The sequence below is a fragment of the Gammaproteobacteria bacterium genome, from assembly GCA_013816845.1.
In the GTDB taxonomy this organism is placed as follows: domain Bacteria; phylum Pseudomonadota; class Gammaproteobacteria; order DSM-16500; family DSM-16500; genus Aquicella.
Window position 1 is genome coordinate 16,755 of record JACDDU010000001.1, and the last position, 26,133, is coordinate 42,887.

The 26,133-nt window shown below is 40.2% G+C and carries 20 protein-coding genes; 16 read left to right on the forward strand and 4 right to left on the reverse strand.

Annotated elements, in window-relative coordinates:
* Positions 1-176 precede the first annotated feature (176 nt).
* From H0W64_00100 to H0W64_00140, 9 genes are all read left to right on the forward strand, one after another.
* The gene (locus tag H0W64_00100) at positions 177-1,886 is read left to right on the forward strand and encodes a protein kinase (GenBank protein ID MBA3660112.1); all 1,710 of its coding nucleotides are present in this window, start codon (positions 177-179) and stop codon (positions 1,884-1,886) included.
* 130 nt (positions 1,887-2,016) lie between these two features.
* Positions 2,017-4,356, forward strand: coding sequence for a phosphoribosylformylglycinamidine synthase subunit PurL (gene purL, locus H0W64_00105; protein MBA3660113.1), 2,340 nt, complete (start codon positions 2,017-2,019; stop codon positions 4,354-4,356).
* The gene (locus H0W64_00110) at positions 4,356-5,399 is read left to right on the forward strand and encodes a phosphoribosylformylglycinamidine cyclo-ligase (GenBank protein ID MBA3660114.1); all 1,044 of its coding nucleotides are present in this window, start codon (positions 4,356-4,358) and stop codon (positions 5,397-5,399) included. The genes purL and H0W64_00110 overlap by 1 nt, the downstream gene beginning before the upstream one ends.
* A complete protein-coding gene (purQ, locus tag H0W64_00115; GenBank protein ID MBA3660115.1) occupies positions 5,399-6,649 on the forward strand; it encodes a phosphoribosylformylglycinamidine synthase I in 1,251 nt (416 codons plus the stop codon). Before H0W64_00110 ends, purQ begins: the two co-directional genes overlap by 1 nt.
* A complete protein-coding gene (locus H0W64_00120) occupies positions 6,621-7,655 on the forward strand; it encodes a phosphoribosylaminoimidazolesuccinocarboxamide synthase (protein MBA3660116.1) in 1,035 nt (344 codons plus the stop codon). The genes purQ and H0W64_00120 overlap by 29 nt, the downstream gene beginning before the upstream one ends.
* Before the next feature lie 116 nt (positions 7,656-7,771).
* The gene (purF, locus tag H0W64_00125) at positions 7,772-9,247 is read left to right on the forward strand and encodes an amidophosphoribosyltransferase (GenBank protein MBA3660117.1); all 1,476 of its coding nucleotides are present in this window, start codon (positions 7,772-7,774) and stop codon (positions 9,245-9,247) included.
* A complete protein-coding gene (gene purD / locus H0W64_00130) occupies positions 9,244-10,566 on the forward strand; it encodes a phosphoribosylamine--glycine ligase (GenBank protein MBA3660118.1) in 1,323 nt (440 codons plus the stop codon). Before purF ends, purD begins: the two co-directional genes overlap by 4 nt.
* Entirely contained in the window at positions 10,557-11,132 is a 576-nt protein-coding gene (purN, locus tag H0W64_00135; GenBank protein ID MBA3660119.1) for a phosphoribosylglycinamide formyltransferase, read from the forward strand. Before purD ends, purN begins: the two co-directional genes overlap by 10 nt.
* An 85-nt stretch (positions 11,133-11,217) precedes the next feature.
* Entirely contained in the window at positions 11,218-12,906 is a 1,689-nt protein-coding gene (locus tag H0W64_00140; GenBank protein ID MBA3660120.1) for a hypothetical protein, read from the forward strand.
* Between the two features lie 91 nt (positions 12,907-12,997).
* On the opposite strand, the gene H0W64_00145 is transcribed toward H0W64_00140, so the two are convergent.
* Positions 12,998-13,870, reverse strand: coding sequence for a DMT family transporter (locus H0W64_00145; protein ID MBA3660121.1), 873 nt, complete (start codon positions 13,868-13,870; stop codon positions 12,998-13,000).
* A gap of 8 nt (positions 13,871-13,878) precedes the next feature.
* Positions 13,879-14,292: a hypothetical protein gene (locus tag H0W64_00150; GenBank protein ID MBA3660122.1), complete on the reverse strand. Its 414-nt coding sequence runs from the start codon at positions 14,290-14,292 to the stop codon at positions 13,879-13,881.
* 81 nt (positions 14,293-14,373) lie between these two features.
* Here H0W64_00150 and purH point away from each other — a divergent pair, with 81 nt between their 5' ends.
* From purH to mvaD, 7 genes are all read left to right on the forward strand, one after another.
* Entirely contained in the window at positions 14,374-15,900 is a 1,527-nt protein-coding gene (gene purH / locus H0W64_00155) for a bifunctional phosphoribosylaminoimidazolecarboxamide formyltransferase/IMP cyclohydrolase (protein MBA3660123.1), read from the forward strand.
* 24 nt (positions 15,901-15,924) lie between these two features.
* The gene (gene purE, locus H0W64_00160; protein ID MBA3660124.1) at positions 15,925-16,419 is read left to right on the forward strand and encodes a 5-(carboxyamino)imidazole ribonucleotide mutase; all 495 of its coding nucleotides are present in this window, start codon (positions 15,925-15,927) and stop codon (positions 16,417-16,419) included.
* A 5-nt stretch (positions 16,420-16,424) separates the two neighbouring features.
* Entirely contained in the window at positions 16,425-17,711 is a 1,287-nt protein-coding gene (locus tag H0W64_00165; GenBank protein ID MBA3660125.1) for a serine hydroxymethyltransferase, read from the forward strand.
* A 272-nt stretch (positions 17,712-17,983) separates the two neighbouring features.
* The gene (locus tag H0W64_00170) at positions 17,984-19,060 is read left to right on the forward strand and encodes a hydroxymethylglutaryl-CoA reductase (protein ID MBA3660126.1); all 1,077 of its coding nucleotides are present in this window, start codon (positions 17,984-17,986) and stop codon (positions 19,058-19,060) included.
* A 30-nt stretch (positions 19,061-19,090) separates the two neighbouring features.
* Positions 19,091-21,385 carry a hydroxymethylglutaryl-CoA synthase gene (locus tag H0W64_00175; protein MBA3660127.1) on the forward strand — a complete coding sequence of 765 codons (2,295 nt, stop codon included), beginning with the start codon at positions 19,091-19,093 and terminating at the stop codon, positions 21,383-21,385.
* Positions 21,375-22,316 carry a mevalonate kinase gene (mvk, locus tag H0W64_00180; protein ID MBA3660128.1) on the forward strand — a complete coding sequence of 314 codons (942 nt, stop codon included), beginning with the start codon at positions 21,375-21,377 and terminating at the stop codon, positions 22,314-22,316. The genes H0W64_00175 and mvk overlap by 11 nt, the downstream gene beginning before the upstream one ends.
* A complete protein-coding gene (gene mvaD, locus H0W64_00185) occupies positions 22,303-23,304 on the forward strand; it encodes a diphosphomevalonate decarboxylase (GenBank protein ID MBA3660129.1) in 1,002 nt (333 codons plus the stop codon). The genes mvk and mvaD overlap by 14 nt, the downstream gene beginning before the upstream one ends.
* Here mvaD and H0W64_00190 read toward each other — a convergent pair.
* Together H0W64_00190 and H0W64_00195 are read right to left on the reverse strand one after the other, a co-directional pair.
* On the reverse strand, positions 23,286-24,041 hold the full coding sequence (locus tag H0W64_00190) for a hypothetical protein (protein MBA3660130.1): 756 nt from the start codon (positions 24,039-24,041) through the stop codon (positions 23,286-23,288). The genes mvaD and H0W64_00190 overlap by 19 nt on opposite strands.
* A 181-nt stretch (positions 24,042-24,222) precedes the next feature.
* The gene (locus H0W64_00195; GenBank protein MBA3660131.1) at positions 24,223-26,073 is read right to left on the reverse strand and encodes a hypothetical protein; all 1,851 of its coding nucleotides are present in this window, start codon (positions 26,071-26,073) and stop codon (positions 24,223-24,225) included.
* Positions 26,074-26,133 lie beyond the last annotated feature (60 nt).

Sequence of the window (26,133 nt, forward strand, 5' to 3'; positions counted from 1 at the left end):
AAGCAAAGTTATTTAGTTTAAAGTTAAACTAAGATCGTTAAAAATAAGTGGTCTAACCTACTTTATGAATAAAATCCTAATCTTAATTTTCTTAAAATATTCCATTCTTAAGTCTTTGTTAAGTCTCATTCAGTACACTTACGTTATATAAAACTTTTCTATAAGAGAAGATGCGAATGTTTTCTAAAAATAATAATAAAAATAAGGTGGAAATTAGGAATATTCCCCAAGTGCCCGGAAAATTTGATTTTGATGAAGGTGATAGTCAAAGTTTATATAGGACAGTTTTACCGAAGGATCTTGATAAGCAAGGTAATTTAAAAGTAGAAGAACAAGGTATTGATGCAATAAAAGCATTAGTTCCATCTCTTGAAAGCGCTTACATTAGCAAAGCCAAAATTCAAGCTTACGGTCGTTCGACTCATAACCCTAAACTTACCGAGTTTAAATTCAGTTGTCTTCAGCTAATGGTCAAAGGTCAGCCGCATTATTTTGTCGAATATCCCAAACTCCTTTTAGGAGAAGGCAAATTTGGTAAAGTCAAATGTATTTATGAGCCAGCAACCAAAAAATGGCATGCAATTAAAAAAGTTTTTCTTGATGAAGAAAATGCAAATCACATTATGAACGCTCAGAAGGAGCACCATATGCTTGTTGAAATGGCGGCTTCTCTTGATCATGAAGAATTAATCCATTTAGGCAAAGCAGCCAGCAAGAGTAATATCAATAGCCTCAAGCGCTACCTTATTGTAATGAACTATATTGATGGGTTTAATTTACAAACAATAATAGATAGCGTTTCAGATAATGGCGCTGGTCGTATTACACTCTCACCCATCATGCAACTATTGGTAGCGATTGATATGGCCAAGTCTGCACGTGACGTCGCAGAACTTGGGTTTGTTCATCGAGATATTAAGCCTGATAACTTTATCTGTAACCTGACCCACTTATTAGATGGCACTCGATTGGCAACCTTGGTTGATCATGGCTTTACCATTGAAAAATCCAAGGGTTCTTCATCACCGAATCTCTTTGGATCACCTATTTTTTTCGCGCCAGCATTGAAAGAAGATTTAAAAAAATTATTGACACCAGAAACCCTAAGAAAAAAAATACTTAGCGCACCAGTTGAAAAAAAATTTAGCTATAGCGAGCAAACGGACATGCATTCCTTAGGCGTATCATTAGCCCAACTTTTTGGGCTTTTTGATGAAAACCTTATTAAGGAAAATATTGCAGAGTGGGAGCTCAATCAAAGTTTTATTGTCACAGAAACAGATGAAATGTTTATTAACAATAAAGATTTTCCCCAAGATATCCTCTATTCTGTTCTTTCTTTGTTACGGCAAATAACGACATCGCCTCTTTCTCCTCGCCTGCAAAAATATTCTGAAAAAGAAATAACGTCGATGCATGAGGTTGTCGAAACCTTAGAGGGAATTTTAAAGGATTTGCTTAACCTCAAATCGCAAAATAAAGATAATAATAATTTGAAGGGAGTTAGGATCGGTTTATTTGATATTGAAACATTTAATAAAGTAGGCATGGCGGGTCAAGAAAAAAAACTCGAAATACTAAAAGCCCTACAAGGAAAGATGAGGGAAGGTTTATTTGATTTTATCGTCCTTATTGATACCGGCGCAAAACCACGCGCAACCATCACTTATTCAGAAATCAGAAACAAACTACTCGAAAATACCCCAAAGAACATGAGCGTAGATTATTTCCCGCTTGCCTCGCAGGTCTTTATTCATCCTAATCTTAAAAAAATTCAAGCTGCCATCAGAATGAGTGTGGGGAATAATGCAATTGCTGATTGTATAGAGTTTACACCTGTCATTGAGCTAAGTTCTGTGCAGAATCTTAAAACCCGTCGTCCGTAATGGTAGGAAGCTAGATTAATCATCTCAAATCCGCTATTTTGAGAAGCCCTAAGCGAGATCAATTGGATGAGATTTTTTATCTCTGGATTAGATTAGACTTGATTAAATATATACAAAAATAGGTATTTAAATGCCAGTCACTATGACCACTTTAGATTTCTCAGAGTTGGCACCCGAACAAATTAAGTCTTTGCTAGCTGCCCACCAATTACATCTTACGGTGGATGAGGCGCTAACGATTCAACAAACCTTCCTTAAACGTCCTCCCACGCTCGCAGAGTGCGTTTTATGGTCAATTCAAGGTTCTGAACATTGTTCTTATAAAAGTAGTCGTCGTTATTTAAAGCAATTTCAAACATCAGGTCCCCATGTGATTCTTGGTGCTAAAGAAGATGCAGGCGTAGTTAGCGTTGCGACCGATCTTCAGGGTAAGCGCTATGCAGTTGTCATCAGTCATGAATCCCATAATCATCCTTCCCAGATCGTACCTTATGAAGGCGCTGCGACGGGTGTCGGTGGAAATGTTCGCGATGTGTGTTGTATGGGTGCGGAAGTCATTGCGGTCGCAGATAGCCTACGTTTCGGTGATCTTAGCCATAGCAAAACTCATTTCATTCATCAAGGCGTGGTTGCAGGAATTGCCGGTTACGGTAATCCACTCGGTGTGCCTAACCTTGCAGGCGATGTCTATTATGACGCTGCTTATAATGAAAATTGCCTCGTCACGATCGTGACACTCGGCGTATTGGCAGAAGATGAGCTCATTCACTCATATGCACCTCAACATACAGCCGATTCCGTTTTTATTTTGGTCGGTAAACCAACGGACAATAGTGGTTTTGGAGGAGCGAGCTTTGCCTCAAGCAACTTAGCTGAAGTTGAACATGAAAAAAATAAAGGGGCTATTCAAGAACCCAATGCCTTTTTACAGAGACATTTACTGAAAGCCAACTATGCTTTATTTAAAATATTAAAAGAAAAAAATTTAATTGATCAAGTTGGATTCAAAGATCTTGGGGCAGGCGGTGTTGCTTGCGCGAGTGTGGAGCTTGCGGATGCTTCAGGATTTGGTGCAGAAATTACATTAGAAAATGTGCCCACCAGTATGCAATATCTTCCTCCTGCAGTGATATTGTGCTCTGAAACCCAAGAACGATTTATGTGGGTTGTACCACGTGAGTTAGCGGATATGATTTTATCCCATTATAACGAAACTTTTGCTTTGCCAGATGTCTCAGAAGGAGCGTGCGCCGCACTGATTGGTAAAATCAGAACGGATGGTATGTACGTAGTAACGTATCAAAATGAAAAAATTGTTGATGCAAAAGCGTCATTTATTACCGAAGGGTTGCTCTATGACCGACCCATAAAACAAACCCCCAAAGTATATAATGAGCCTTCCCTTCCATCGATTACTGATTACAACGCTTTACTATTACAAATGTTAAGCCATGAAAATATTGCATCTCGTGCACCCGTTTTTGAAAATTATGATAAACAAGTCCAAGGCCGAACGTATTTAGAAGCAGGCTCTGCCGATGCTGGTGTGATGCAACCTTTTAATAACGATCAATTTCCTGAAGAAATTCGCCAAGTCGGTATCGCTTTATCACTGGATCATAATCCCCGCTACAACAAAATTGACGCCTATTGGGGCGCGGTGAATGCAGTTGTTGAAGCATGTCGGAATGTTGTCGCAACGGGTGCTGCACCGGTTGCTTTAACAGATTGTTTATGTTTTGGAAATCCTGAAAATCCAGCCCGCATGTTTGAATTTGTTGAATCGATTCGTGGCATTATGGATGCCGCTCGTGCGATTAAAATTAAAGATGAAACGAATTCAAGTTTACCCGTCGTTGCTGGCAACGTTTCTTTGTACAATGAAACGGACAAAGGTGCGATTCCACCGAGTCCTATGATGAGTTGCTTAGGAGTTATACCTGATGTGAACGCGAGTGTTACTTTCAGCTTGAAACGTTCAGAAACAATTTTAGTTTTAATTGGTGAACGTCAAGATGAATGCGGTGGGAGTGTTTATTATCAATTACATGATGCACTTGGCGCCAACCTTCCTAAACCGAATCTTGCTTTACTCTCTCAAGAATTACAGGCCGTCACGACAGTCATCCAACAAGGTTTAGTCTTATCCGCTCATGATATTGCCGATGGTGGTATTGCAGTGGCGTTGGCTGAGATGAGTTTTAAAAACAACATTGGCGTAAAAATTACGATAACAGGTGACTTACCTCCTGCTAAAAAACTATTTACTGAAACAGGCGGTTTTATTTTAGAAATCCCCCGCGACAAAATGGATGATTTTCGCCAAGTCATGTTCAATCATCAAGTCTCGATCATTATATTAGGTGAAACAAATAAGTTTCCTCGCCTGCAAATGAATGGGGTGATAGACCTGCCCATAAAAGATGCCAAAGCTGCCTGGGAAAATGGTTTGCGAATGAGGTTATGCTAATGAAAAAAGTGGATTATAAAGCAGCAGGTGTCGATATTGATGCGGGCAATGCTGCAGTTCTGCGCATTAAACAGCATGTTGAAAGCACTTTTAATCCCGCTGTTCTAACACCGCTCGGATCATTCGCTGCAATGTATGATTTGCAAAATATCTTCAATGATTATCGGCATCCAGTTTTGGTCCAAAGCATTGATGGCGTTGGCACCAAAATCATGGTGGCGCAAATGATGCAAAAATTCGATACGATCGGCATGGATTTAGTTAGTGCGACTACGAATGATATTGTCGTGCTCGGTGCGAAGCCCTTAACGTTACTTGATTATATTGCCAATGATCATTTGCAACCGGACATCATTGAGCAAATTGTGAAAGGTATGGCCGAAGCTTGTAAGGAAAATAATATTGCACTCGTGGGTGGTGAGACTGCAGAAATGCCTGGCACGTATCGGCAGAATGAACATGACTTAGTCGGTATTATTACCGGCGTTGTAGAAAAAGACAAAGCGATTCTCGGTAAAAATATTAAGCCAAACGATATCGTTTTTGGTTTACCTTCAAGCGGCCTGCATACGAATGGTTATTCGCTTGCACGCAAACTATTTTTTGAAGTCGGGCAATATCAGGTGGATACTTATTTGCCCGAATTGCAAAAATCAGTTGGAGAAGCATTGCTTGTCCCGCATCTTAATTACAATCGTATTGTTCAATTTCTATTGCAAGAAAAGATTGAACTAAAAGGGATGGCGCACATTAGTGGAGGCGGCCTATTGGAAAATATACCGCGAATTTTGCCGCCCGGGTGCCAAGTAGAAATTAATAAAAATGCATGGCCTTCACTGCCTGTGTTTAACGTATTACAACATTTAGGAAAACAACCCGTAGCTGAGATGTACCGTACTTTTAACATGGGCATTGGCATGGTGTTGATTGTGAGCCCTGATCAAGTGGCACGATTAGAGACCGCGGTGCAAACATTTTCTAAGCTAGCGCTCTATCAAATCGGTGAAGTGATGGCCGGTCCTAAACAAGTTAGGATGAAATAATGCGCATAGCAATCGTTCAGTTTCCAGGATCAAATTGTGAGCGCGAAACCATCATGGCGGTAAAGCGTGCAGGCATGGAACCTGTTGAATTTCTCTGGAATGAAAGTCATGAAAAGCTAATCACAATGGATGGTTACATTATTGTAGGGGGGTTTTCTTATGAAGACCGTTCACGCGCCGGCATCATTGCAGCGCTTGATCCTATTATGCAAATCATCAAAAGGGAAAGTGAGAAAGGCAAACCGATTTTAGGTATTTGTAACGGCGCGCAAATTTTAGTGGAAAGTGGATTAGTTCCAGGCATTGAAAACTATAAAACAGGTATGGCACTAACCCAAAATAAACGCATCGTTAACGAAACAATTCTGGGCACGGGTTTTTATAACAATTGGGTTAAGATGCGTTTATCCGATACTTATCAACGCAATGCATTTACAAAATACTTAACCCCTAAAGACATTTTGCATATTCCGGTCGCGCATGCTGAGGGTCGATTTACCCTATCTGGGGCGTTACAAGTTGAAATTGAAATGCAGGGTTTAAATGTTTTTCAATATTGTGATGATGAAGGAAAAATTATTTCTGATTTTCCAATTAATCCCAATGGTTCAATGCTCAATATGGCCGCAGTATCTAACAAGGCGGGAAATGTATTAGCGATGATGCCACACCCTGAGCGGACCCCGGTCGGCGATGTCATTTTTAAGTCAATGCGCCATTACATTCAATCGATGCAGCCGCCAACCCTTTTACCGCTTAGTTATTATCCACGATCCACAACACCTGCACTATTTACGCCAGAGCCGCACGCCCACACGTGGATTGTCGAAATGATTATTACCGACAATGCAGCGCTCACCGTCCAGAAATCCTTACAGAAAATAGGGTTGCCGGTGACGGTTAAGCGTCAAGTCCATTGGGAAATTCAATGTGAATCGTTGGCAACGTTAGAGGCGATTCAAGCGACGGGCGTCCTCATCAATGAACGCAAAGCTTTTCTGGCGAATCCAAAAAGCCTGGGTGAGTCTGGGGAAAGTTATTTGGTACGGAATTTAGAAGATATAGAAGGCCAAGAAAAGCTGCAGATTTTAAGACATCATTTTGATATTAAAGATGTTTTTTCCATTAAGTCTGGCGTCCTCTGGCATTTTTCGTTCAAAAAAGATACACTAGGCGACATTTCTCAAACTATTTTAAAAACTAATGTGATTTATAATCCTTATGCTCATAAATGCTTCCGATTTATCTAAGTTAGACCAAGATCATCTAGCCGCTGCTTTGCCTTACTGCTTAACTGAAACCCATCTACCCTGGGGTAAAAAGTATGTGGGGAAAGTACGCGATACGTATGATTTAGGCGATGAACTTTTAATTATCGTTACCGATCGTTTAAGTGCATTTGATCGGATGCTGGCGGTTATTCCCTACAAAGGGCAGGTCCTTAACTTAATAAGTAAATGGTGGTTTGAACAAACCGCATCTCTCATTCCCAATCACGTCATTGCAACGCCTGATCCCAATGTCGCTTTGGTCCATAAATGTAAAGTGTTCCCCATTGAATTTGTCGTGCGTGGCTATATTACAGGGACAACCAGTACTTCACTCTGGACGCAGTATGAAAAAGGGGTACGGGATTATTGTGGTGTGCAATTTAAAGAAGGCTTGCAAAAGAATGAAAAATTAGCGCAAGCCGTTTTAACGCCAACGACTAAAAGTGCCGAACACGATCGTCCGATTACTCCCACAGAAATTATTGCAGAAGGTTGGATGACTGCTGCGGATTGGGAAGAAGCATCGCAAGCTGCGCTCGCTTTATTTGAAGCGGGTACGAAGATTGCAGCGCAACGTAATTTAATTTTAGTTGATACGAAGTATGAATTTGGACGCGATAAAAATGGCCAACTACGCGTGGTTGATGAAGTTCATACCCCTGACTCAAGCCGTTATTGGTTAGCACAAAGTTATGAACAACGCATTGCGGCAAAATTAGAGCCTGAGAATATTGATAAAGAATTTTTACGTCTCTGGTTTGCAAAACATTGCGATCCTTATCAGGACAAAGAACTTCCCGAAGCGCCAGTGGAGCTTGTTTTGTGCCTTGCCGCACGTTACATCCTACTTTACGAAATGATCACGGGAGAAGTTTTTTCTTACCCAGATAAGTTGCTGGATGTGAGTGAAAGAATTAATAAGCGACTTACGGAGCTTGCGGGGACTAAAGCTAATTTTATTTCGCGCATTACGTCTGCGCGATGAAGTTAATCCCGCGCAAACGAAGCGATATCATGCAAGTCTTGGCAGCGCTTGTTTGAACTTGGCTAGCAGAAGAGAAAGCGGCATTGAAATAACGATAACTAAAAAACGAGTGTATTATGTGTGGAATAGTTGGGATATACAGTCATGAACCTGTTGCGCAATCACTCTATGATAGCCTCATTCATTTGCAACATCGTGGCCAAGATGCTGCAGGTATCTTAACTTGTAATAATAAATTTTTTACCAAGCAAGGTCTTGGCTTGGTTCGCGAAATATTTAATTCTGAGGATCTCGATTCTTTACAAGGCAATATAGGCATTGCGCATACGCGTTATCCGACAGCGGGGGGATATGGGCAATCAGATATTCAGCCGTTATGGATTGGTAGCCCGCGTGGCATTGCTTTAGCGCATAATGGCAACTTAGTGAATTACCAAGCTATTGCTGATCGTATTCGTTACGATCAACATCGTCATCTCAATTCTTCCCTTGATTCAGAAGTATTATTGCATCTCTTAGCTGATTCATTGGCTAAACATTCTCATACTGAACATGATGATGCTTCTTTTTTTGATAATTTATGCAGAGCGACCCGAACGATTTTTCAGGAAGTTAAAGGTTCCTATTCTGTCGTAACGATTGTCATTGGCAAAGGCTTGGTTGCTTTTCGGGATCCACACGGTATTCGTCCTTTAGCGTATGGCGTTAGAGAAAATGCCGATGGTACACAAGATTATATTTTTGCTTCTGAAACGACACCTTTTTATGCCCTCGGATTTGTACCTCAAGGTGACTTGCAACCTGGAGAAGTCGCCTATGTTTCGACGAGGGGAAAACTAATGCGACGCGTCATTGAGCCCAAAGCTTTCCGGCCGTGCGTATTCGAATATGTTTATTTTGCACGTCCTGATGCAACGCTTGATGGAGTCAATGTCTATCGCTCTCGCATTCGCATGGGAGAAAATTTAGCGAAAACATGGCAGCGCCGTTTTCCGGATTGTTTACCCGATGTTGTGATTCCAGCTCCATTTACCGCAAATACTGCAGCGCTTGCTTTTGCACAAACATTGGGGGTGCGTTATTCAGAAGGTTTATATAAAAATCCTTTCATTGGCCGCACTTTTATTATGCCTAACCAAAAAACTCGCGCCCGCCATGTTCGTTATAAACTCACCCCACAACAGATTGAAATCCAAAATAAAAATGTTTTAATCGTTGACGATAGTATTGTGCGCGGTACAACATCACGAGAAATTGTGAAAATGGTTAAAGAAGCAGGCGCAAAGGCAATTTATTTTGCTTCCAGTAGTCCACCGATTAAAAACCCTTGTTTTTATGGGATTGATATTCCAACGCAGAAAAATTTGATTGCAGCCAATGATGACGAAGAAGGAGTTCGTACTTTTTTAGGCGTCGACTTATTACTCTATCAAACCCAAGAAGATTTAGTGGAAGCAGTCACACGTCGCGGCGAACATCACATCGTAAAACCTTGTATGGCTTGTATGGATGGCCAATATATTTGTGGAAATGTAGACGCAGAAAAAGCAGCCTTGAGTGAAGCCACCCGACAAGCGGAGCAAAAAAAATGAATATCTTAGTCATCGGCACCGGGGGCCGAGAACATGCACTCGTTAAGCAATTAAAAAGTGCAGTAAACCAACCTAAAGTATTCTGTTATGGCCCTTATCGTAATCCCGGTATCGCGATCCTCAGTGATGGTTATCGTATCGGTGATTTAAGCGATGTCGAGCAAATTAAAATTCAAGCCCAACAGTGGAAAATTAGTCTTGTCTTGATTGGTCCTGAAGCGCCCCTAAGAGATGGCGTGGCAGATGCGCTTTGGCATTGCAATATTCCTACGATTGGTCCACGAAAATATTTAGCTCAAATCGAAACGAGTAAAGCTTTTGCACGACATTTTATGAACCGGTTCGATATTCCTGGCGCTCCACGTTTCGGTCAATTTAATCAACTGGATCAAGCACGTCCTTTTTTAGAAGGATTAGGCGATGATCACTATGTTATTAAAGCCGATGGTTTAATGAGTGGAAAAGGGGTAAAAGTCGCAGGGGAACATTTATTTTCGCAGCAAGAAGCTTTAGCTTTTTGCCAGTCGATTCTTGCGCAAAACCAATCGTTTGTCATTGAGGAGAAGCTGATAGGCCAAGAATTTTCGTTAATGTGTTTTTGCGATGGCAAAACGCTTGTGCCCATGCCGGTGGTTCAAGATCACAAACGAGCCTTTGTAAACGATCAGGGTCCCAATACGGGTGGTATGGGCAGCTATTCTGATGCAGATCATCGCTTGCCTTTTTTAACCGAAGATGAAATTAAGCAAGCATTAGCAATTAATCAAGGTGTGATTGATGGCTTCAACAAAGCAGGGGGCGATCCTTATATTGGTATTTTGTATGGCAGTTTCATCGCTACAGCAAAGGGTGTATTTGTGATTGAATTTAATGCCCGGTTTGGGGATCCTGAAATTTTTAATGTTTTATCCATTTTAGAAACAGATTTATTAACCATTTGTAATGCGATGGTGAATGGTACATTACATGAAACAGAAGTGCGTTTCAAAAAGTTTGCAACCGTCTGTAAATATCTTGTTCCACAAGGTTATCCTGACCAACCACAGCAACCGCGTTTTCAACCTCCTTTGAGTTTCCATAACACTTCCTTATTTTTAGCTGGCATTAATGAAACATCTGACGGCTTGTTTGCCACGGGTGCTCGTACTGCAGCTTTTGTGGGTAGGGGAAAAACGATCACAGAAGCTCATTTAGCAGCTGAAGAAGCGTTGCGACAAATGCAGGGTGCTTTCTATTACCGGGAAGATATTGGTTCGCCGCAACTCATTGAGAAAAAAATGCGAGCCATGGCGCAACTTAGGATTTCAAAATGCGCTTAAGTATTTTAGGCTCAACACGCGGAACCCATTTACATACGTTAGTTGAAGCGATTTCAGTTGGGAAATTGAAGGCAAGTATTGAAATTGTCATAAGCAACAAACCTGATGCTCTTATTTTAAGCGTGGCTAAAAATTATGGATTAAAGACCTTTTCTATCAAGGCCGAAAATTTATCCCGCGAAGATTTCGATGCAAAGCTTGCGACCGCACTTAGTGAATATGATTTTGATCTTATTGTTCTCATCGGCTACATGCGTATATTGTCCCCAACTTTTGTACAGCATTGGCGCCATAAAATTATTAATATCCATCCCTCACTCCTCCCAGCTTTTGAGGGAAAGATGGATTTGGCTGTCCATAAGGCGGTGCTCGAGGCGAAAGTTCCTGAGACGGGCTGCACCGTACATTATGTGACTGACGAAGTGGACCGAGGTCCTGCCGTTTTACAGAAAAAATGTAAGATTTTACAAGATGATACCCCAGAAACTTTGAAAGCGCGGGTTCAAGAACTTGAAGGATTAGCGTTGATTGAAGCGATTGATTTATTATCCAAAAATTTGGCATAAAATTAACCTCTTTTTACCAACTGTCTTAATATTTACCAACTCAAACTACTCTATAATTTAACAAGTGCACAGCGAGGGTGGTGCGATGGGAGCTTCGGGAGATGTAAAGCGGGATTATACTTATATTGTTGATGTCATTAACCAATATAATCATCTAGCTACGAAAGAAAATGCTATTCAATTCATTTTAACCCACTCCTCAGTTCTATTAGCTTTTATGGGTAAAACAACAACCGTTTCCCATCCTAAAGAAAGTCGCATCCTCATGATTCCTTTTTCGCTTATTCCTTACGCGCAATTACGAAAAAAATATGGCATTTATCCTATGTTTAGTGAGCAACGATTGCTTACCAGAGGAGAAAATTTTTCGCCCCATCATTTTCTGGGCGAATTAGTCACTCAAAAGGGTATTAAACGCTGTTATAAAAAAGCGACGGATGGTTTAAGTCAGATTCAAACAAATGAATTTCACAAAGTTATTGTCCAAACTATTTTGCAAATGACGCCCCATAATTACATACGAAGTTTAAAAAAATTAATTGTTCTTCTCATTAATATTAATTTTTTAGATAAAACAATCCATGACAAAGGCGGGCATTACCTAACTTTACTGCAGAATCAAAAAGTACGTTTAGCTAAATCCGGAGTCAACGCTCAATCTTATTTTGATAAATACTATTTACGCATTGATAATATTTTAAAATCAAACCTCGTGCCTTTTCGTGCCGATGAAGATCTCCGTGCGGAGATACATGATCCCTATCCGATTATATTTTGCACCTCAGTTGCACCTACTTTAAATAACGAGCAAAGTATATTTCAAGATGAATTGCCTGCAACGCATATTCGACTTGCTTTTACCCCTGTGAGACATGTTGGAAAATTGGAAACAAAGCTACAGGAATTGGGTTTAGCGAACCGTATCCAAGTTCATGGTTTTGAAATAAATGAAAGCGCCGAACAATACGAAGACATTGATCCGGAAGTCCATGCTTTTACGGAAACTAAATGCTGGGAAGATTTGAATACTTTGCTTGAAGAAAAACCCGCTGTGCTAAAAGATAAAAGATTATTGGTGAGTAAAATCAATCAATGCATTTCAGCCTATTTAGGTGGGGAAGAATTAGAAGCATTAACAATGGCGAGTTGGTTGTTTAAGAAAGCAAATTTAGCAACCTTAATTGAAGTGTATGGAAATCTGTCTAAACATATTGATTTTGTTTTACAGCATCATCTTCATGAAGCTGATCATGACCAATTTTTTCAAGAAGCTGTACGAGAAATTCTTTCGCAAGATTATTTGTTACGTTTGCAAGAACTCGCTTATTTGAAAGCCGTGATTCATTTAAGACAAACAGTAGATAGTTTTGAAGCCTTGTGTGATTATGATAAAAAACTAAACTATTTTGAATTGCATGAAATGATTAAACCGAAAGGATTACCTTTATCGGCGCGGTTAAATTATTTAAAAAATTATTTATTACGCCTACAAAGTTATTACACCCTGTTAAACAAAGATGCTATCGCGTTACGTAAAAAATTAGATACGATCGCTGCTCGCTCTGCTTTTGTTCAAAATAAATATATTGAATTATTAGAGGAATGTGAAAAAGATCATGGTATCGATGATCAAATTAAAAACAGCCAACTCTATCGTGAAGTTAAAAAAACTTTTCCCGAAACCCATAAAAAATGGTTCGTCATGCTATTTAAAGGCACACGCATGAAGTCCAAAAAAGCTATTTCTAAATCAGAAAAAACCTCGCAAAAGTAAGTTTTTAATATTAGAAATTGCGCCCAACGTACTAATTCTTGAAGTAAGGAATGTACATATTCAGATGACTTGAGACAAACAATTAAATCACTTAAGCCACAACGCAAGCTAACCCCAGCACAATTAACCCCATCGCAGAAGCAGTTAAAATCGTAATCGCTTCGTTCATGAAGATAGCAGAAATAATCAAACTGAATACCGGTACAATCAGAAAGCCTAAAGACACAATGGTGGTTGAAACTTCTTTATTAATAATGACGCCGCCCCAGTAGGAAAGTCCGGTAACAAGTACCCCGGTATAAAGGAGAGAGAGAATTAAGCTCGGGCTCCAGGTCACGGTGAAGATAGGTTCTTGAATAAAGGTATAAATCAATATGGGTATCGTGCCCGCTAATAATTGCCAAGGAATCAATTCAAGCGGCGATTTTGTCCAAGCCATATAGCGCACACAAAGCATTGAAATGGCCCAGCAAAGTGAGGCAAGAAGTAACATGACACTGCCAAAAATAACATCCGCGTCTCGCCAATTGAGTTGCCAAGGACTTAATAAAATGACTAAACCACCAATTCCTAAAAGAAATCCTAACCATTTAAGTGCTGAAGCTTCTTCACGAAAAAAGAGAGTCGCGATAGGCATGACCCAAAGTGGTGTCGTGTAGGCAAGCATGGAGGAATGGCCGGCAGGAAGATAATAAAGGCCAATGTTAGTCAGCAAAATATAAAGGCTAATTTGCAAAAACCCAATGAGTGTAACGAGTGGATAATCTTTGGGTTTAGGCCAGGTAAATTTTTTCAGTGCAATCACAATCCCCATCATGGTAACTGTTCCTATGATCAAACGCAGCGTTGTATACCAGAGGGGCGTCATGTGCTGCAGTCCAATCTTATTGACAGGCCATGCGATTCCCCAGGTAATGACAATAAATAGAAAGAGCACGAGCATGCGGGGATTGAGTTTGTTCATTATAATTTTTAACTTCTTCTTATATCACTAACGTATAACAACAGGGTGTGATCCAAAACGCGATATCCCCCACCGTGACAACCAGGTCCTGAAACAGTTACTTTAGGATTACCGGGGCCATAAAAACTAATGTTGTATTGGCAATATTGACGACCCGTAAAATGAACATTAAAAGTCGCTGTTCGTTCCATGGGTTCAATATGCACTTCATATTTTGCTCCCAAGGTATGCGCAGCCAAGGGTGTCTCATCAGGTAAGGTCGGTTCTAAATAAACATTCCCCACCTCTTTTTTAAAGCTAATGGTAACATTTTGATCAGTTTTATTCTCCATTTGTAAATAAAAATGAGGACTCGCAAAAATGACGGGGGTGAAACCGAGCGTCATAGCGATTGTAACCCGTTGAAAAATAGTTCTTCTCATTTGAAACATCCTTATAGTATCTAAATTTTTTTGAGCCGGTATAATAGGCCAAAGTTTTTGCTGTGTCGAATAAGGCCCTTTATGCGACTTATCCCCATAAAACGCGCACTACTTTCAGTTTCAGATAAAACCGGTATCGTACCGTTTGCTCAAAAACTCAATGACTTAAAAGTCGAAATTATTTCTACGGGCGGAACTTCCCGCTTATTAAGTGAAGCTGGCATCCCTCATCAAAAAGTGGAAGAAGTGACCGGGTTACCGGAAATGCTTGAGGGGAGAGTCAAAACACTGCATCCCAAAATTCATGGCGGCATTTTAGGTCGTCGCGATAAGCATGCCGCGCAAGCCGTTTTGCATGAAATTGATTGGATCGATTTAGTAGTTGTTAACTTCTATCCATTTCAAGATGCTGAAGGAACGTGGGATGAAGTGATCGAGTACATTGATATAGGTGGGCCTGCCATGGCGCGGGCGGCTGCGAAAAACTTTGCTTGGGTTGGCGTTGTGGTTGATCCGCACGATTACTTATCAATCATGACTGAACTTGAATCATCCAAAAGTTTATCCTTCGAAACCCGTGAAAATTTAGCCGCTAAAACTTTTGCAATCACCAGTACTTATGATGCAATGGTAGCCGATTATTTCAATTCCATTCGTGAAGAAAAACATGCTCATCCTTCTGATTTAAATTTAAAGCTTACAAAACAAATGGATTTACGTTATGGCGAAAATCCCCATCAACGTGCTTATGCATATCAATTCAAAGATGCGACCACTGGAATGTTGACCGCAAGAAAGTTGCAAGGTAAGCCCCTTTCTTATAATAATTTGTTGGATGCAGAAGCTGCAGTTAATTTATCCACCGAATTTACAGCCCCTACTTGTGTCATCGTTAAACATGGTAATCCCTGTGGGGTGGCTTCAGCGCTAACTCTGGTCGATGCTTATGTGAAGGCATTTACCGCAGATTCTGTTGCAGCATTCGGTGGTATCGTTGCATTAAATTATCCTTGCGATGATGATTGTGCGGGTAAGATTCTCGCAAACTTTACTGAAATGGTGATAGCCCCTGCCTACTCAGAAGCAGCGCTTGCACGCTTTGCTGAAAAACCTAATTTACGTTTACTACTAATGCCAGAAAAGGATGAGCATGATCATGAAATTCGCTTTATCTCTGGTGGTATTTTATTACAAGAAAAAGATAAGCATCTGGTTTCTGCCAATAATTTAAAAGTTGTCACCCAAACGCAACTTTCTCAAGGTGACCTAGAGGCAATGGCCTTTGCTTGGAAAATTTTGAAACATATTAAATCAAACGCTATTTTACTGACAAAAGGTAACAAAACCGTTGGAATTGGCGCAGGTCAAGTTTCCCGGATTGATGCTGTCGAAATGGCGCTTAAAAAAGCAGGGCCCAATGCTAAAGGTGCGATTCTTGCATCGGATGCTTTTTTTCCGTTTCGGGATAGTATAGATACCATCGCTCAGTCAGGCATTGGTGCCATTGTTCAGCCCGGTGGCTCAATCCGTGATGAAGAAGTTATTGCGGCTTGTAATGAACATGGGATCCCAATGGCTTTTACAGGCGTGCGATGTTTTAAGCATTAAAATTCTACTTAAGGCACATACCCCATGACAAAAATTTTAGTGAGTGTGTTAATGGGTTCCAAATCAGATTGGACTATCATGCAAGAAACAAGTTCGATGTTGGACCGATTAGGAATACCTCATCAAGCTCGCGCTTTATCAGCGCATCGTACACCCGATGCCTTGTTTCATTATCTTCAGGAAGCAGAATCTGCAGGTGTTGAAGTTTTTATTGCAGCAGCAGGGGGTGCAGCTCACTTACCCGGTGTCATCGCTGCGAAGACGACACGTCCTGTACTCGGTGTGCCGATGTCTTCCTCTACTTTTACGAATGGTTTAGACGCTTTACTTTCAATTGTCCAAATGCCTGCAGGAATTCCAGTGGGCACCTTAGCCGTGGGCAAAGCAGGCGCAATTAATGCAGCGATTCTTGCTGCCAGTATTCTTGGAAATAAGTACCCAATTTATGCTGAGGCCATTACTCAATTGAGACAAAGCCAAGCTGATGACGTAATCAAAAACTCAGAATTGAAAGGATAAAGTTGATGCTTAATGATCGTAAATTGTGGGATTTTGATCCTGAACTTTGGCAAGCTATGGAAAATGAATTAGTTCGACAAGAACAACATATCGAGCTTATCGCATCTGAAAATTATGTTAGTCCTGCAGTTTTAATCGCCCAAGGTTCAGTGCTCACCAACAAATATGCAGAAGGGTATCCCGGCAAACGTTATTACGGTGGCTGCGAATTTGTAGATGTTGCAGAAAATTTAGCGATTGCACGCGCTAAAGAATTATTCGGTGCAGACTACGTTAATGTGCAACCGCACTCGGGTTCGCAAGCTAATGCAGAAGCTTACATGGCGCTTTTGCAACCCGGTGACAAAGTCCTTGGCATGAGTCTTGCGCACGGCGGCCATTTAACGCATGGCTCACCCGTTAATTTTTCAGGCAAGCTTTATCAGTTTTATGCTTATGGTTTAGATGAAGAAACAGGGGAAATTGATTACGAGCAAGCCGAAAAGCTTGCGATCGAACATCAGCCGAAATTAATTGTGACGGGTTTCTCTGCTTATTCCCGCATCGTTGATTGGCAACGTTTCCGTGCCATTGCAGATCGAGTGGGTGCTTTTTTGCTTGCAGATATTGCACACGTCGCTGGATTAGTTGCGGCCGGTGTGTACCCTTCGCCTGTACAAATTGCAGATGTTACAACGACTACCACGCATAAGACATTACGCGGTCCACGGGGCGGCATGATTATGGCAAAGCATAATCCTGACTTAGAAAAAAAATTAAATTCTGCCGTATTTCCCGGTAGTCAAGGCGGTCCATTAATGCATGTTATTGCTGCAAAAGCGGTTGCATTGAAAGAAGCTTTGCAAGATGATTTCAAAGTCTATCAAAAACAAATCGTCGCAAATGCACGCGCTATGGCTGAAGTGATTCAAGCTCGCGGATATAAAATTTTGAGTGATGGTACAGATAACCATCTTATATTAATTGATTTAATTGAAAAGAAAATCACGGGTAAGGACGCAGAAGCAACGTTGGGTCGAGCCTTTATTACTACCAATAAAAATGCTGTGCCAAATGATCCGCAATCACCCTTCATTACCAGCGGTTTACGTATCGGAACGCCTGCCATCACGACTCGAGGATTTAAGGAGAAAGAAGCAAAAATCGTTGCGGATTGGATTTGTGATATTTTAGAGGATCTGCAAAATGAAACAAAAATCGCTAAAATTAAACAAGAAGTGTTGAAGCTTTGCGCAGCCTTTCCCGTGTATAAGCAGAAAGAAAATCGAGAAAATAAATCTGTGTCTTCTTAACTTTGGGCATTTTCAAGTTTGGAAATTGCTTTGCGATGATGCTGCACTCCTTGATGCTATTATCAATTTCATAGCACGGTGAGTGCAGTGTTCAATCTAAGAAGCGTTAATCCCACGATTCAAGCACTTTAATTCTTACCTATTTATTGTCTCTGCATAGCACACAATCTTACCAACTTGGTCCATCCATGCGCGTTATTCATTGCTGAGTTTGCGCTTTTTCCAGTAGAATAAAAGCCATTTCATAACCCGCTTGTTGGCTCAATATCATGATGCGTTGGCAGAAAACAGAACATATTGCAGCGATCCCTTTAAGGATCGTGGGTCCGGTAACTATTATCAGTAATGAAGTTAATGGTGCAGTGCCGTTACCGCTAGCCACGCTTGAAGCTCCCTTGTGGCCTTCGACCCATCGCGGTGCAAAGGTGTGTACGCAAGCAGGTGGCATTCGCGCGACGATTGTTGACGAACGGATGTCGCGCTCTATTTTGGTAGAAGGCAATTGTGTTAAGGATGTTTTTGAAGCTTATACAGATATTCAAAAACAAAAGGAAACCTTACAAGCCCTTGTTCGGACCACGAGTCAATACGCCAATTTACTCGATATTAATGCGCAACTTATTGGCACGCTTCTTTATTTGCGTCTCGAATTATTAACCGGCGATGCAGCGGGTCACAATATGACAACGCTCGCAGCAGACCGCTTGCTTGAATGGATTTTATCGCGTTATCCAAAATTGCATTACGTTTCGATATCCGGCAATTTTTGTTCGGATAAAAAAACATCTGCAGTTAATGGTATTTTAGGTCGGGGTAAAAATGTGATTGCTGAAGTCACGATATCGCGCGAACTCTGTAAACAATTATTAAAAACTGCGCCTGAGAAAATTGTTGATTTGCATATTAAGAAAAATTTAATGGGCAATATTATTGCTGGAGGATTGCGAACTGCGAATGCTCATTTTGCAAATATGCTGCTCGGTTTTTACTTAGCTACCGGTCAAGATGCCGCCAATATTATTGAAGGTTCGCAAGGCATGGTGCATGCAGTTGTTCAAGGGGATGATTTATATTTTTCAGTGACATTACCTAATCTAATTGTGGGTGCTGTGGGTAATGGCAAAACATTACCTTTCGTCACGGAAAACTTACAACGTCTCGGATGTTTGGATAAACAACCACCGGGTTATAATGGCAGACGTTTAGCAATTATAGCAGCCGCCGCTGTGTTGTGCGGTGAACTCTCCTTGCTAGCTGCACAAACCAATCAAGGGGAATTGATGCGTAGCCACATTAAGTTGGAAAGACGTAAACAGAAAGGGGAAGGGCGTAATCGTGTGGCAACATAAAACCCGTTGCTAGCGGGGCAAGGAGGAAACATGGTTGTCAAGGTTGGTATAGATGCCATTGCGTTTTATACGCCACGGTATGCTTTTGACTTAGAGGAACTCGCAAAAGCGCGAGGGATTGATGCCGATAAATATACTGTAGGCTTAGGGCAATTAATGATGTCAGTTCCGCCTCCAGGCGAAGACATTGTAACAATGGGTGCCAATGCAGCGCAGCGTGTTCTTACTGACATTGATATCACTTCGATTGAAATGCTGTTATTTGCCACAGAATCCAGTATCGACCAATCCAAAGCTGCAGGACTTTATCTTCACGAATTACTCCAACTTCCTCACACCTGTCGAACCGTTGAATTAAAACAAGCTTGTTACGCAGCAACCTTCGGATTACAGCTGGCTTTACCTTTTCTCCGTGAAAATCCTGATAAAAAAGTTTTACTGGTTGCTTCTGATGTTGCCAGGTATGGTCTGAATACGACCGGTGAATCCTCGCAAGGCGCAGGCGCTGTAGCTTTAATATTATCGGCCAATCCCCGCATTTTAGAATTGTCGACTGAGTCAGGTTATGTCACTGAAAATGTTATGGATTTTTGGCGTCCCAATTATCGCCATGAAGCTTTGGTGGATGGAAAATATTCCAGTAAGATTTATCTGACCATGCTAGAAAAATGTTGGCGCGCGTATCAAAAAAAATCAGGGCGTAATCTTGCTGATCATGATTACTTTTGTTATCACACACCTGTGCCTCGCTTGGTTGAAAAAGCGCATCTACATTTACTGAAAATAAATGATGCGCAGCATTTATTACAAGCTGAACGTGTAACCCATATTGATGCTGCCTTAATTTACGGCAGAAAAATTGGTAATACCTATACTGCTTCGTTATATATCGCTTTAGCGTCACTACTTGATGAAGTGGAGCAGGATTTAGCGAATAAGAGAATTGGCTTTTATAGTTATGGATCAGGTTGCGTCGCTGAATTTTTTAGCGGTACAGTGGTTCCACATTATAAGGCTCACCTTCATTCATCCTATCATCGTCATCTATTACAAACGCGTAAATTGCTTTCAGTGAGTGAATACGAACATTTTTATCAATTTCAATATGTGGAAGATGGCAGTATTCAAACCATTAGTTCCTATCAGCGTGGAAATTTTGAATTATCCCAGCTCGAAGGTCACAAACGTATTTATAAGCCAGTGAGTTTGATTGATGAACCGGATTTTCCAACTATTCTTTCCAGTTCTTCTAAAGATGATGGTCATGTGACACTTCAAGAAAGTACATGCGTGATCGCACCGGGCAAATTAATTTTATCCGGGGAACATGCTGTTCTCTACGGAAGTCCAGCGCTTGCCATGGCTGTCAATCGCTACGTGCGTGCAACAGTTAGTCGTGATCAAACACCGCCGCAATTACCTCAATTTTTATTAGACTTATCAGACCTTGCTCATCATAGTCAGTTAAATTTTCAAACGCTGCGACATTTAAAAGAGCGGGTCAAAAATAAATATCGTCGCTTTGTGCAAGGTGATTTTAGCATTCGCGAAGTTTTACAAAAGCCCTTTGAACTTGCTCAATTTGCTTTAAGTTTATTTGCTGATGCACTCAATTTGAATTTAACCCACGGCGTTAAAATTAAATTACAATCTGAATTACCCATTGGGTGTGGCATGGGTTCTTCAGCTGCAACCATTGTGAGTGTGATGCAAGCCGTATCAACTTATTTAAATTCGCCTTTGACTCAAGAAGGTATCTTCAAGCTCGCCTTGGAGGCTGAGAATATGCAGCATGGTCGATCGAGTGGCCTTGATTTACAAGTTGCCTTTAACGGTGGGTGTTTATATTTGCAAGATGAGCACATTCAAAAACGTTTTGTTCCTAAGCTTCCTATGTTCTTAGTTAATACCGGCACCCCTTTAACCTCAACCGGTCAATGTGTAGAAAAAGTTGCGCCTTTATTCAAATCCCAAGATTTAAGGCAAGAGTTTACTGCCATCACTAAAAACATGGATATAGCCTTACAGAATCAGTCATGGTCTCAGTTTTGTGATGCGGTTCATGCCAACCATCAGTTGCTCAATCGAATTGGTGTCGTTCCAAATCAAGTTCAACACTTTATTGAAGAAATTAACCAGTTTGGCGCCGTGGCAAAAATTTGTGGTGCAGGTGCAGTAGCTGGTCATGCAGGCGGCGCAGTTCTTTTAACGCATTTGAATGCTGAAGAGGTTGGGGTTCGCAATCTAATCACGCAAACTGCATCCCGTTATCACTATGAAATCACGCCGATTACCGGTGAAATGCGAGGTGTTCATGCAGCTTAAAGCTTCGGCTCCTGGTTCTTTGATGTTGCTGGGTGAATACGGCGTACTTTATGGCAAACAAGCGCTCGTTTGTGCGTTAGATAAAAGAATGACTGTCACATTAACCCCGCTTTTGAATGATGAAGTCCAAATTGAATCAACTTTGGGTCAATATCAATCTTCTTTATCACAATTAAAAATTGTCTCCCCTTTTGAGTACGTATTGAGTGTTATTAAGTACCATCAAGGTCGTATGAAGCGCGGTTTCCATTTAAAAATTGAATCAAATTTCTCTCACCAAGTTGGCTTTGGATCTTCTGCTGCCGTAACGGTAGCCACACTTTCGGCACTTTATCATTGGTTTAATATTAAAATCTCACCGCTTGATTTAATTCGCCAAGCAAAAATGATTATTCATCAAGTCCAAGGAATAGGATCGGGTGCAGATATTGCAGCTTCAGTGTATGGCGGCATCGTGGGCTACCAAACGCAACCTTTATCGGTTGAAAAATTTGCATTTACCCATCCCATTACCGCGCTCCATACGGGTTATAAAACCAAAACAGCCGATGTCGTGAAAAAAGTTCAAGATTATTTCACTTCGCATCCTCACCTATTCCGGGTTATCCATGCAGCACTAGGCCAGTGCGCTTTAGATGGTATGCAACATATTCGCAAAGAAAATTGGATGCATTTAGGCGAAGTGATGAATATCCAGCAAGGGATCATGGAATCCTTGGGTGTAAGTGATTTTTTATTACATCAAATGGTAAATGAATTACGTCAAGCAAAACAAATCCATGGGGCAAAAATTTCAGGCGCAGGACTAGGTGATTGTGTAATAGGCTTAGGTGCATTACCTTCAGATTATACCTATCCTCACCCTGCAACGAGTGTAACTAAAATCCCAGTCGAGATAGCAATACAAGGGGTCCATTGTGAAAAAGTCTGAAATCGTTCATCGCATCTTTCATGATCATCAAGTTTTAAAGCCAAAACAGCCTAAAGGTTTAGCTTTTGCACCCACTAATATTGCCCTTTGCAAATATTGGGGGAAACGTGATCCGCTACTTAATCTTCCAGTGACTTCATCGCTATCTGTTTCGCTACCTGATAAAGGTGCTTTAACTTCTATGATGGTGATTGATAAGGAAGATGATGTCATTATTTTGAATGGTGTACCCATAGGCGCTGATACTTCTTTCAAAAAAAGAACGAGTGATTTTTTAAATTTGTTTAGAGGGGAAGATTCCATTAAGTTGCATCTCGATATTCAAATGAATATTCCAGTTGCCGCAGGCCTTGCATCTTCTGCGTGTGGATTTGCATCCATTGTTGCCTCTCTTAATGATTTATGTGCCTGGCAGTTACAGCAGCGTGATCTTTCCATTTTAGCGCGAATTGGAAGTGGCAGTGCTGCGCGTTCGCTTTGGAATGGATTCGTTGAGTGGCATGCTGGGGTTTCACCCGATGGTATGGATAGTTATGGCGAGCCTCTTCCTTTTGAATGGCCTGAACTTTTAATTGGTTTATTGCCCATCTCACATGCTGAAAAAAGTATTTCATCGCGGCAAGCCATGTTACAAACCGTCAATACCAGTGCACTTTTTGCAAGTTGGCCCCGTAAGGTCATGCAGGATCTTATTATTTTAAAACAAGCGCTTCATGGTAAAAACTTTTCTCTGCTGGGTGGCACCTCTGAATCCAATGCTTTAGCGATGCATGCAACAATGCTGAGTAGCTGGCCCCCCATTTGTTATTTCCTCCCGGAAACCATTGCCGCCATGCATAAAATTTGGCAACTTCGTAAAGGCGGCTTACCGCTTTATTTTACAGAAGACGCAGGACCTAATTTAAAATTATTATTTTTAGATAAAGATAAAGATACGGTCGTTGAATCTTTTCCAGAAGTCGAAGTGATTCAGCTTTTTGATCGTTGATTTTGAGTGCGTTGAAATAACTCAATCGTCTTTTTAACTTCTTCCGGACTTACTCTTGATACAGAAGAACTGGATTGAAAAAATGAGCTAGAAGTTGGTGATGAAGAAGACGTTTGAGTTGGCACAACATTGGTAGCTGGACTTTCAAATGGATCTTCTGAATTTGTAGTGAAATTTTTAGTGACTTGCGAAGCAAGGTCTATTGAACTAAAGCTATGGGTATTATGATGAGAAAACAAGTGAGCATACTCTGGAAAGTGACTCGTTAAGATTGAATTTCCCAAATTATTATTCAATGGTGTATTAGTCTGCGGGACATGCTTTAACGGTGTTGGTACAGGGTTAGTTATTGAAATGAGGTTTGTAGCGGATATAGAATTTTTTAGTTTCTTAAAATCTTCAGCCTTTAAACGTATACCATTTAACAGCTTAAGAAAATTGTCTGGCGAGATAAGCGAAGAATTGTGCAAATGAACAGATAATTCATAGCGTGCAAGCGGCTTATTATAGATTTTTTTTATTTCAATATCATATGTGGGCACTGCAAAACGCTCATTTAATCGTTTGCGAATATTTACTCGAATAGATTCTACGTCTTTATGAGTGGTGTAAACGGTAGAACATTTATCTAAATTAACTTTTGCAACTTTAGCATATCCCGGTTCGTCAACTAAAAAAAACTCTATTTCATGCCAAGGTATTGTTTTAGGTTTCTTTGCTGAATTTCTGGGTTCCATTTAATGCTCCCCAATCGTTTGGATAAAGTTTTTTAAGTTGCAAATCACAGTTTAAATTTTCAATATTTTTATCAGAACCTATATTACCATCCCGCTGCTTAATGCATCCTTAACGCATACATAAAGGCTTAATATTTAATATTTTCAAATAGTTAAGTAGATAAGCCAATAAAAGATTTGCTTATCGATGATAGGAAAAGCCAGAACTTTTAACCGGAATATTTTGTTTTACTTGATGATATAAATCCGTAAATCTAGATTTCATTTTAGCGGCATGGATAGAGGTAAGGAGGTCTTTATATTTATTAACATGAGGTGTTTCTAAGCGTTGGTGTTTAGCAAGCCTTTTGGTATTTTTAGCACGATACGTTTCAAATTCTTTATTAATCACTTCTTCAGCATACTGGCCTTGCTCACCAATAAATTTTTGATACATTCGCATATTCACAACAACATTTTTCACATCGCTAAGACGCTTTTTCATCAATTTGGTAATTTCATCAATACCATTTTTTTCGAGCTTATCGTCTAGATCAACATAATTAAATTTTTCTGAAACATGTAATCTGGCTATGTTGCGAAAGGTACTTTCGTCTAAGACCATGAATTTGGTTAGTGTTAAATATTTGTTATAAACAAAAGCCGGATGCCTTGCTAAAGCTTTATACGTTTTATTATCACTTTTCCGAAAAAAGTTTTGTGGGATTAAATGATAAGAAGAAACGCCTGTCAAGCTATCAGGTATCCATGTTTCTTTAGTCACCCAATAATAAAAATTGGCATTTTTGATATCAGGAAAATTAGCGATATCATAAGCCGTTACCATAAACATATTCTCATCAGGCTTACGCAGCAGCCTATCCTTTTCGGTGACTTTTCGGAATTGAAAAAGTACGGGTAACAATGACATGTCAAAATCAAGAATATCCCCAAGTTTTGACATATTGCGATTATGCCCATCAGTATCAAGAAAACAATATCGACAGATCAAACCGATAGCTTGGCGTTTAACGATACGGTAATTACGCATATCTTTCACTGAGACAAAAACTTCTTCTCCCGCAATCGTTTCGCATATTTTGTCGTTGGGGAGATGTTGAGATAGATCAATATTAAGTTCTTCTAATTTTTGATCAATTTCATCTAATACCCGTACAACATTGAAAGAAGCTGAAATAATGTCTTCTAATACTTCGATGGCTTCACTAATCGCTTTATTTTCTATTTTGTATAAGGGATCATTGCTTTCTAAGGAAGCGACATACAATTGTCTTTTTAAAAGTTTCGATAAAAGTTTATCAACATCTTGCGATGTAATATCTTTAGAATTTAGGATAGGCAATAAAAAATTCTTTAAATGAAGCGCAGTATTATCACGGTGCCCGTTAAGCCAATTTTTAGTTTGTTGAAAGCCTGCATAAAATAAACCAGATCCTTTCGGCGGTTCTCGCTTAAGCGTTTCATTGACGTTTTCTAAAGCTGCTATTAATGTTTTCTTTTTCAGACGAATTTCTTCATCAATACTTTTCGCAATCATATCGATCACGATATCTTCAGGCTTTAATGGATCATCGGCATTAGCCTTGAAATTAGGAATAAGATTCGATGCTGCCCCTACATAATCATAGCCGACTTGTGGATTAATAAAGTCCACATAAGCGGAAAGAGAAGGTACATTTTTGGGAGCCATAAATTTAAAGAAAGCAGTAGCGGCTGCTTCCATGGCTGAAATAATGTGATAACGGTCGTTTGGATCGTAGGTATTATTTTTAAAAATTTTAAGTTTATTTGGATTTGATAATTTGTAAGCAATATTCACTGAATGCGCGGACTGAGCGCGTTTCGCATCTTCTTTTTCTTTATTAGGAAGCTTTAAGGTGCTAAATAGTTTTGTTTCAGGAGGGAAATCACTTGGCAGGACATTCCAAGCATTGAACTCCGGTTCCGAAACGTGAAAAATTACATCGTCAACTTCAAAGTCATCGTTAGATTGACGTTCTAATTCGACTTCTTGTGTTCGAGTAGAGGACACCCTCTATTTTCCTTAATGTTTTTATTCACCATATCAAAGAATTATTAAGAAAACATTATG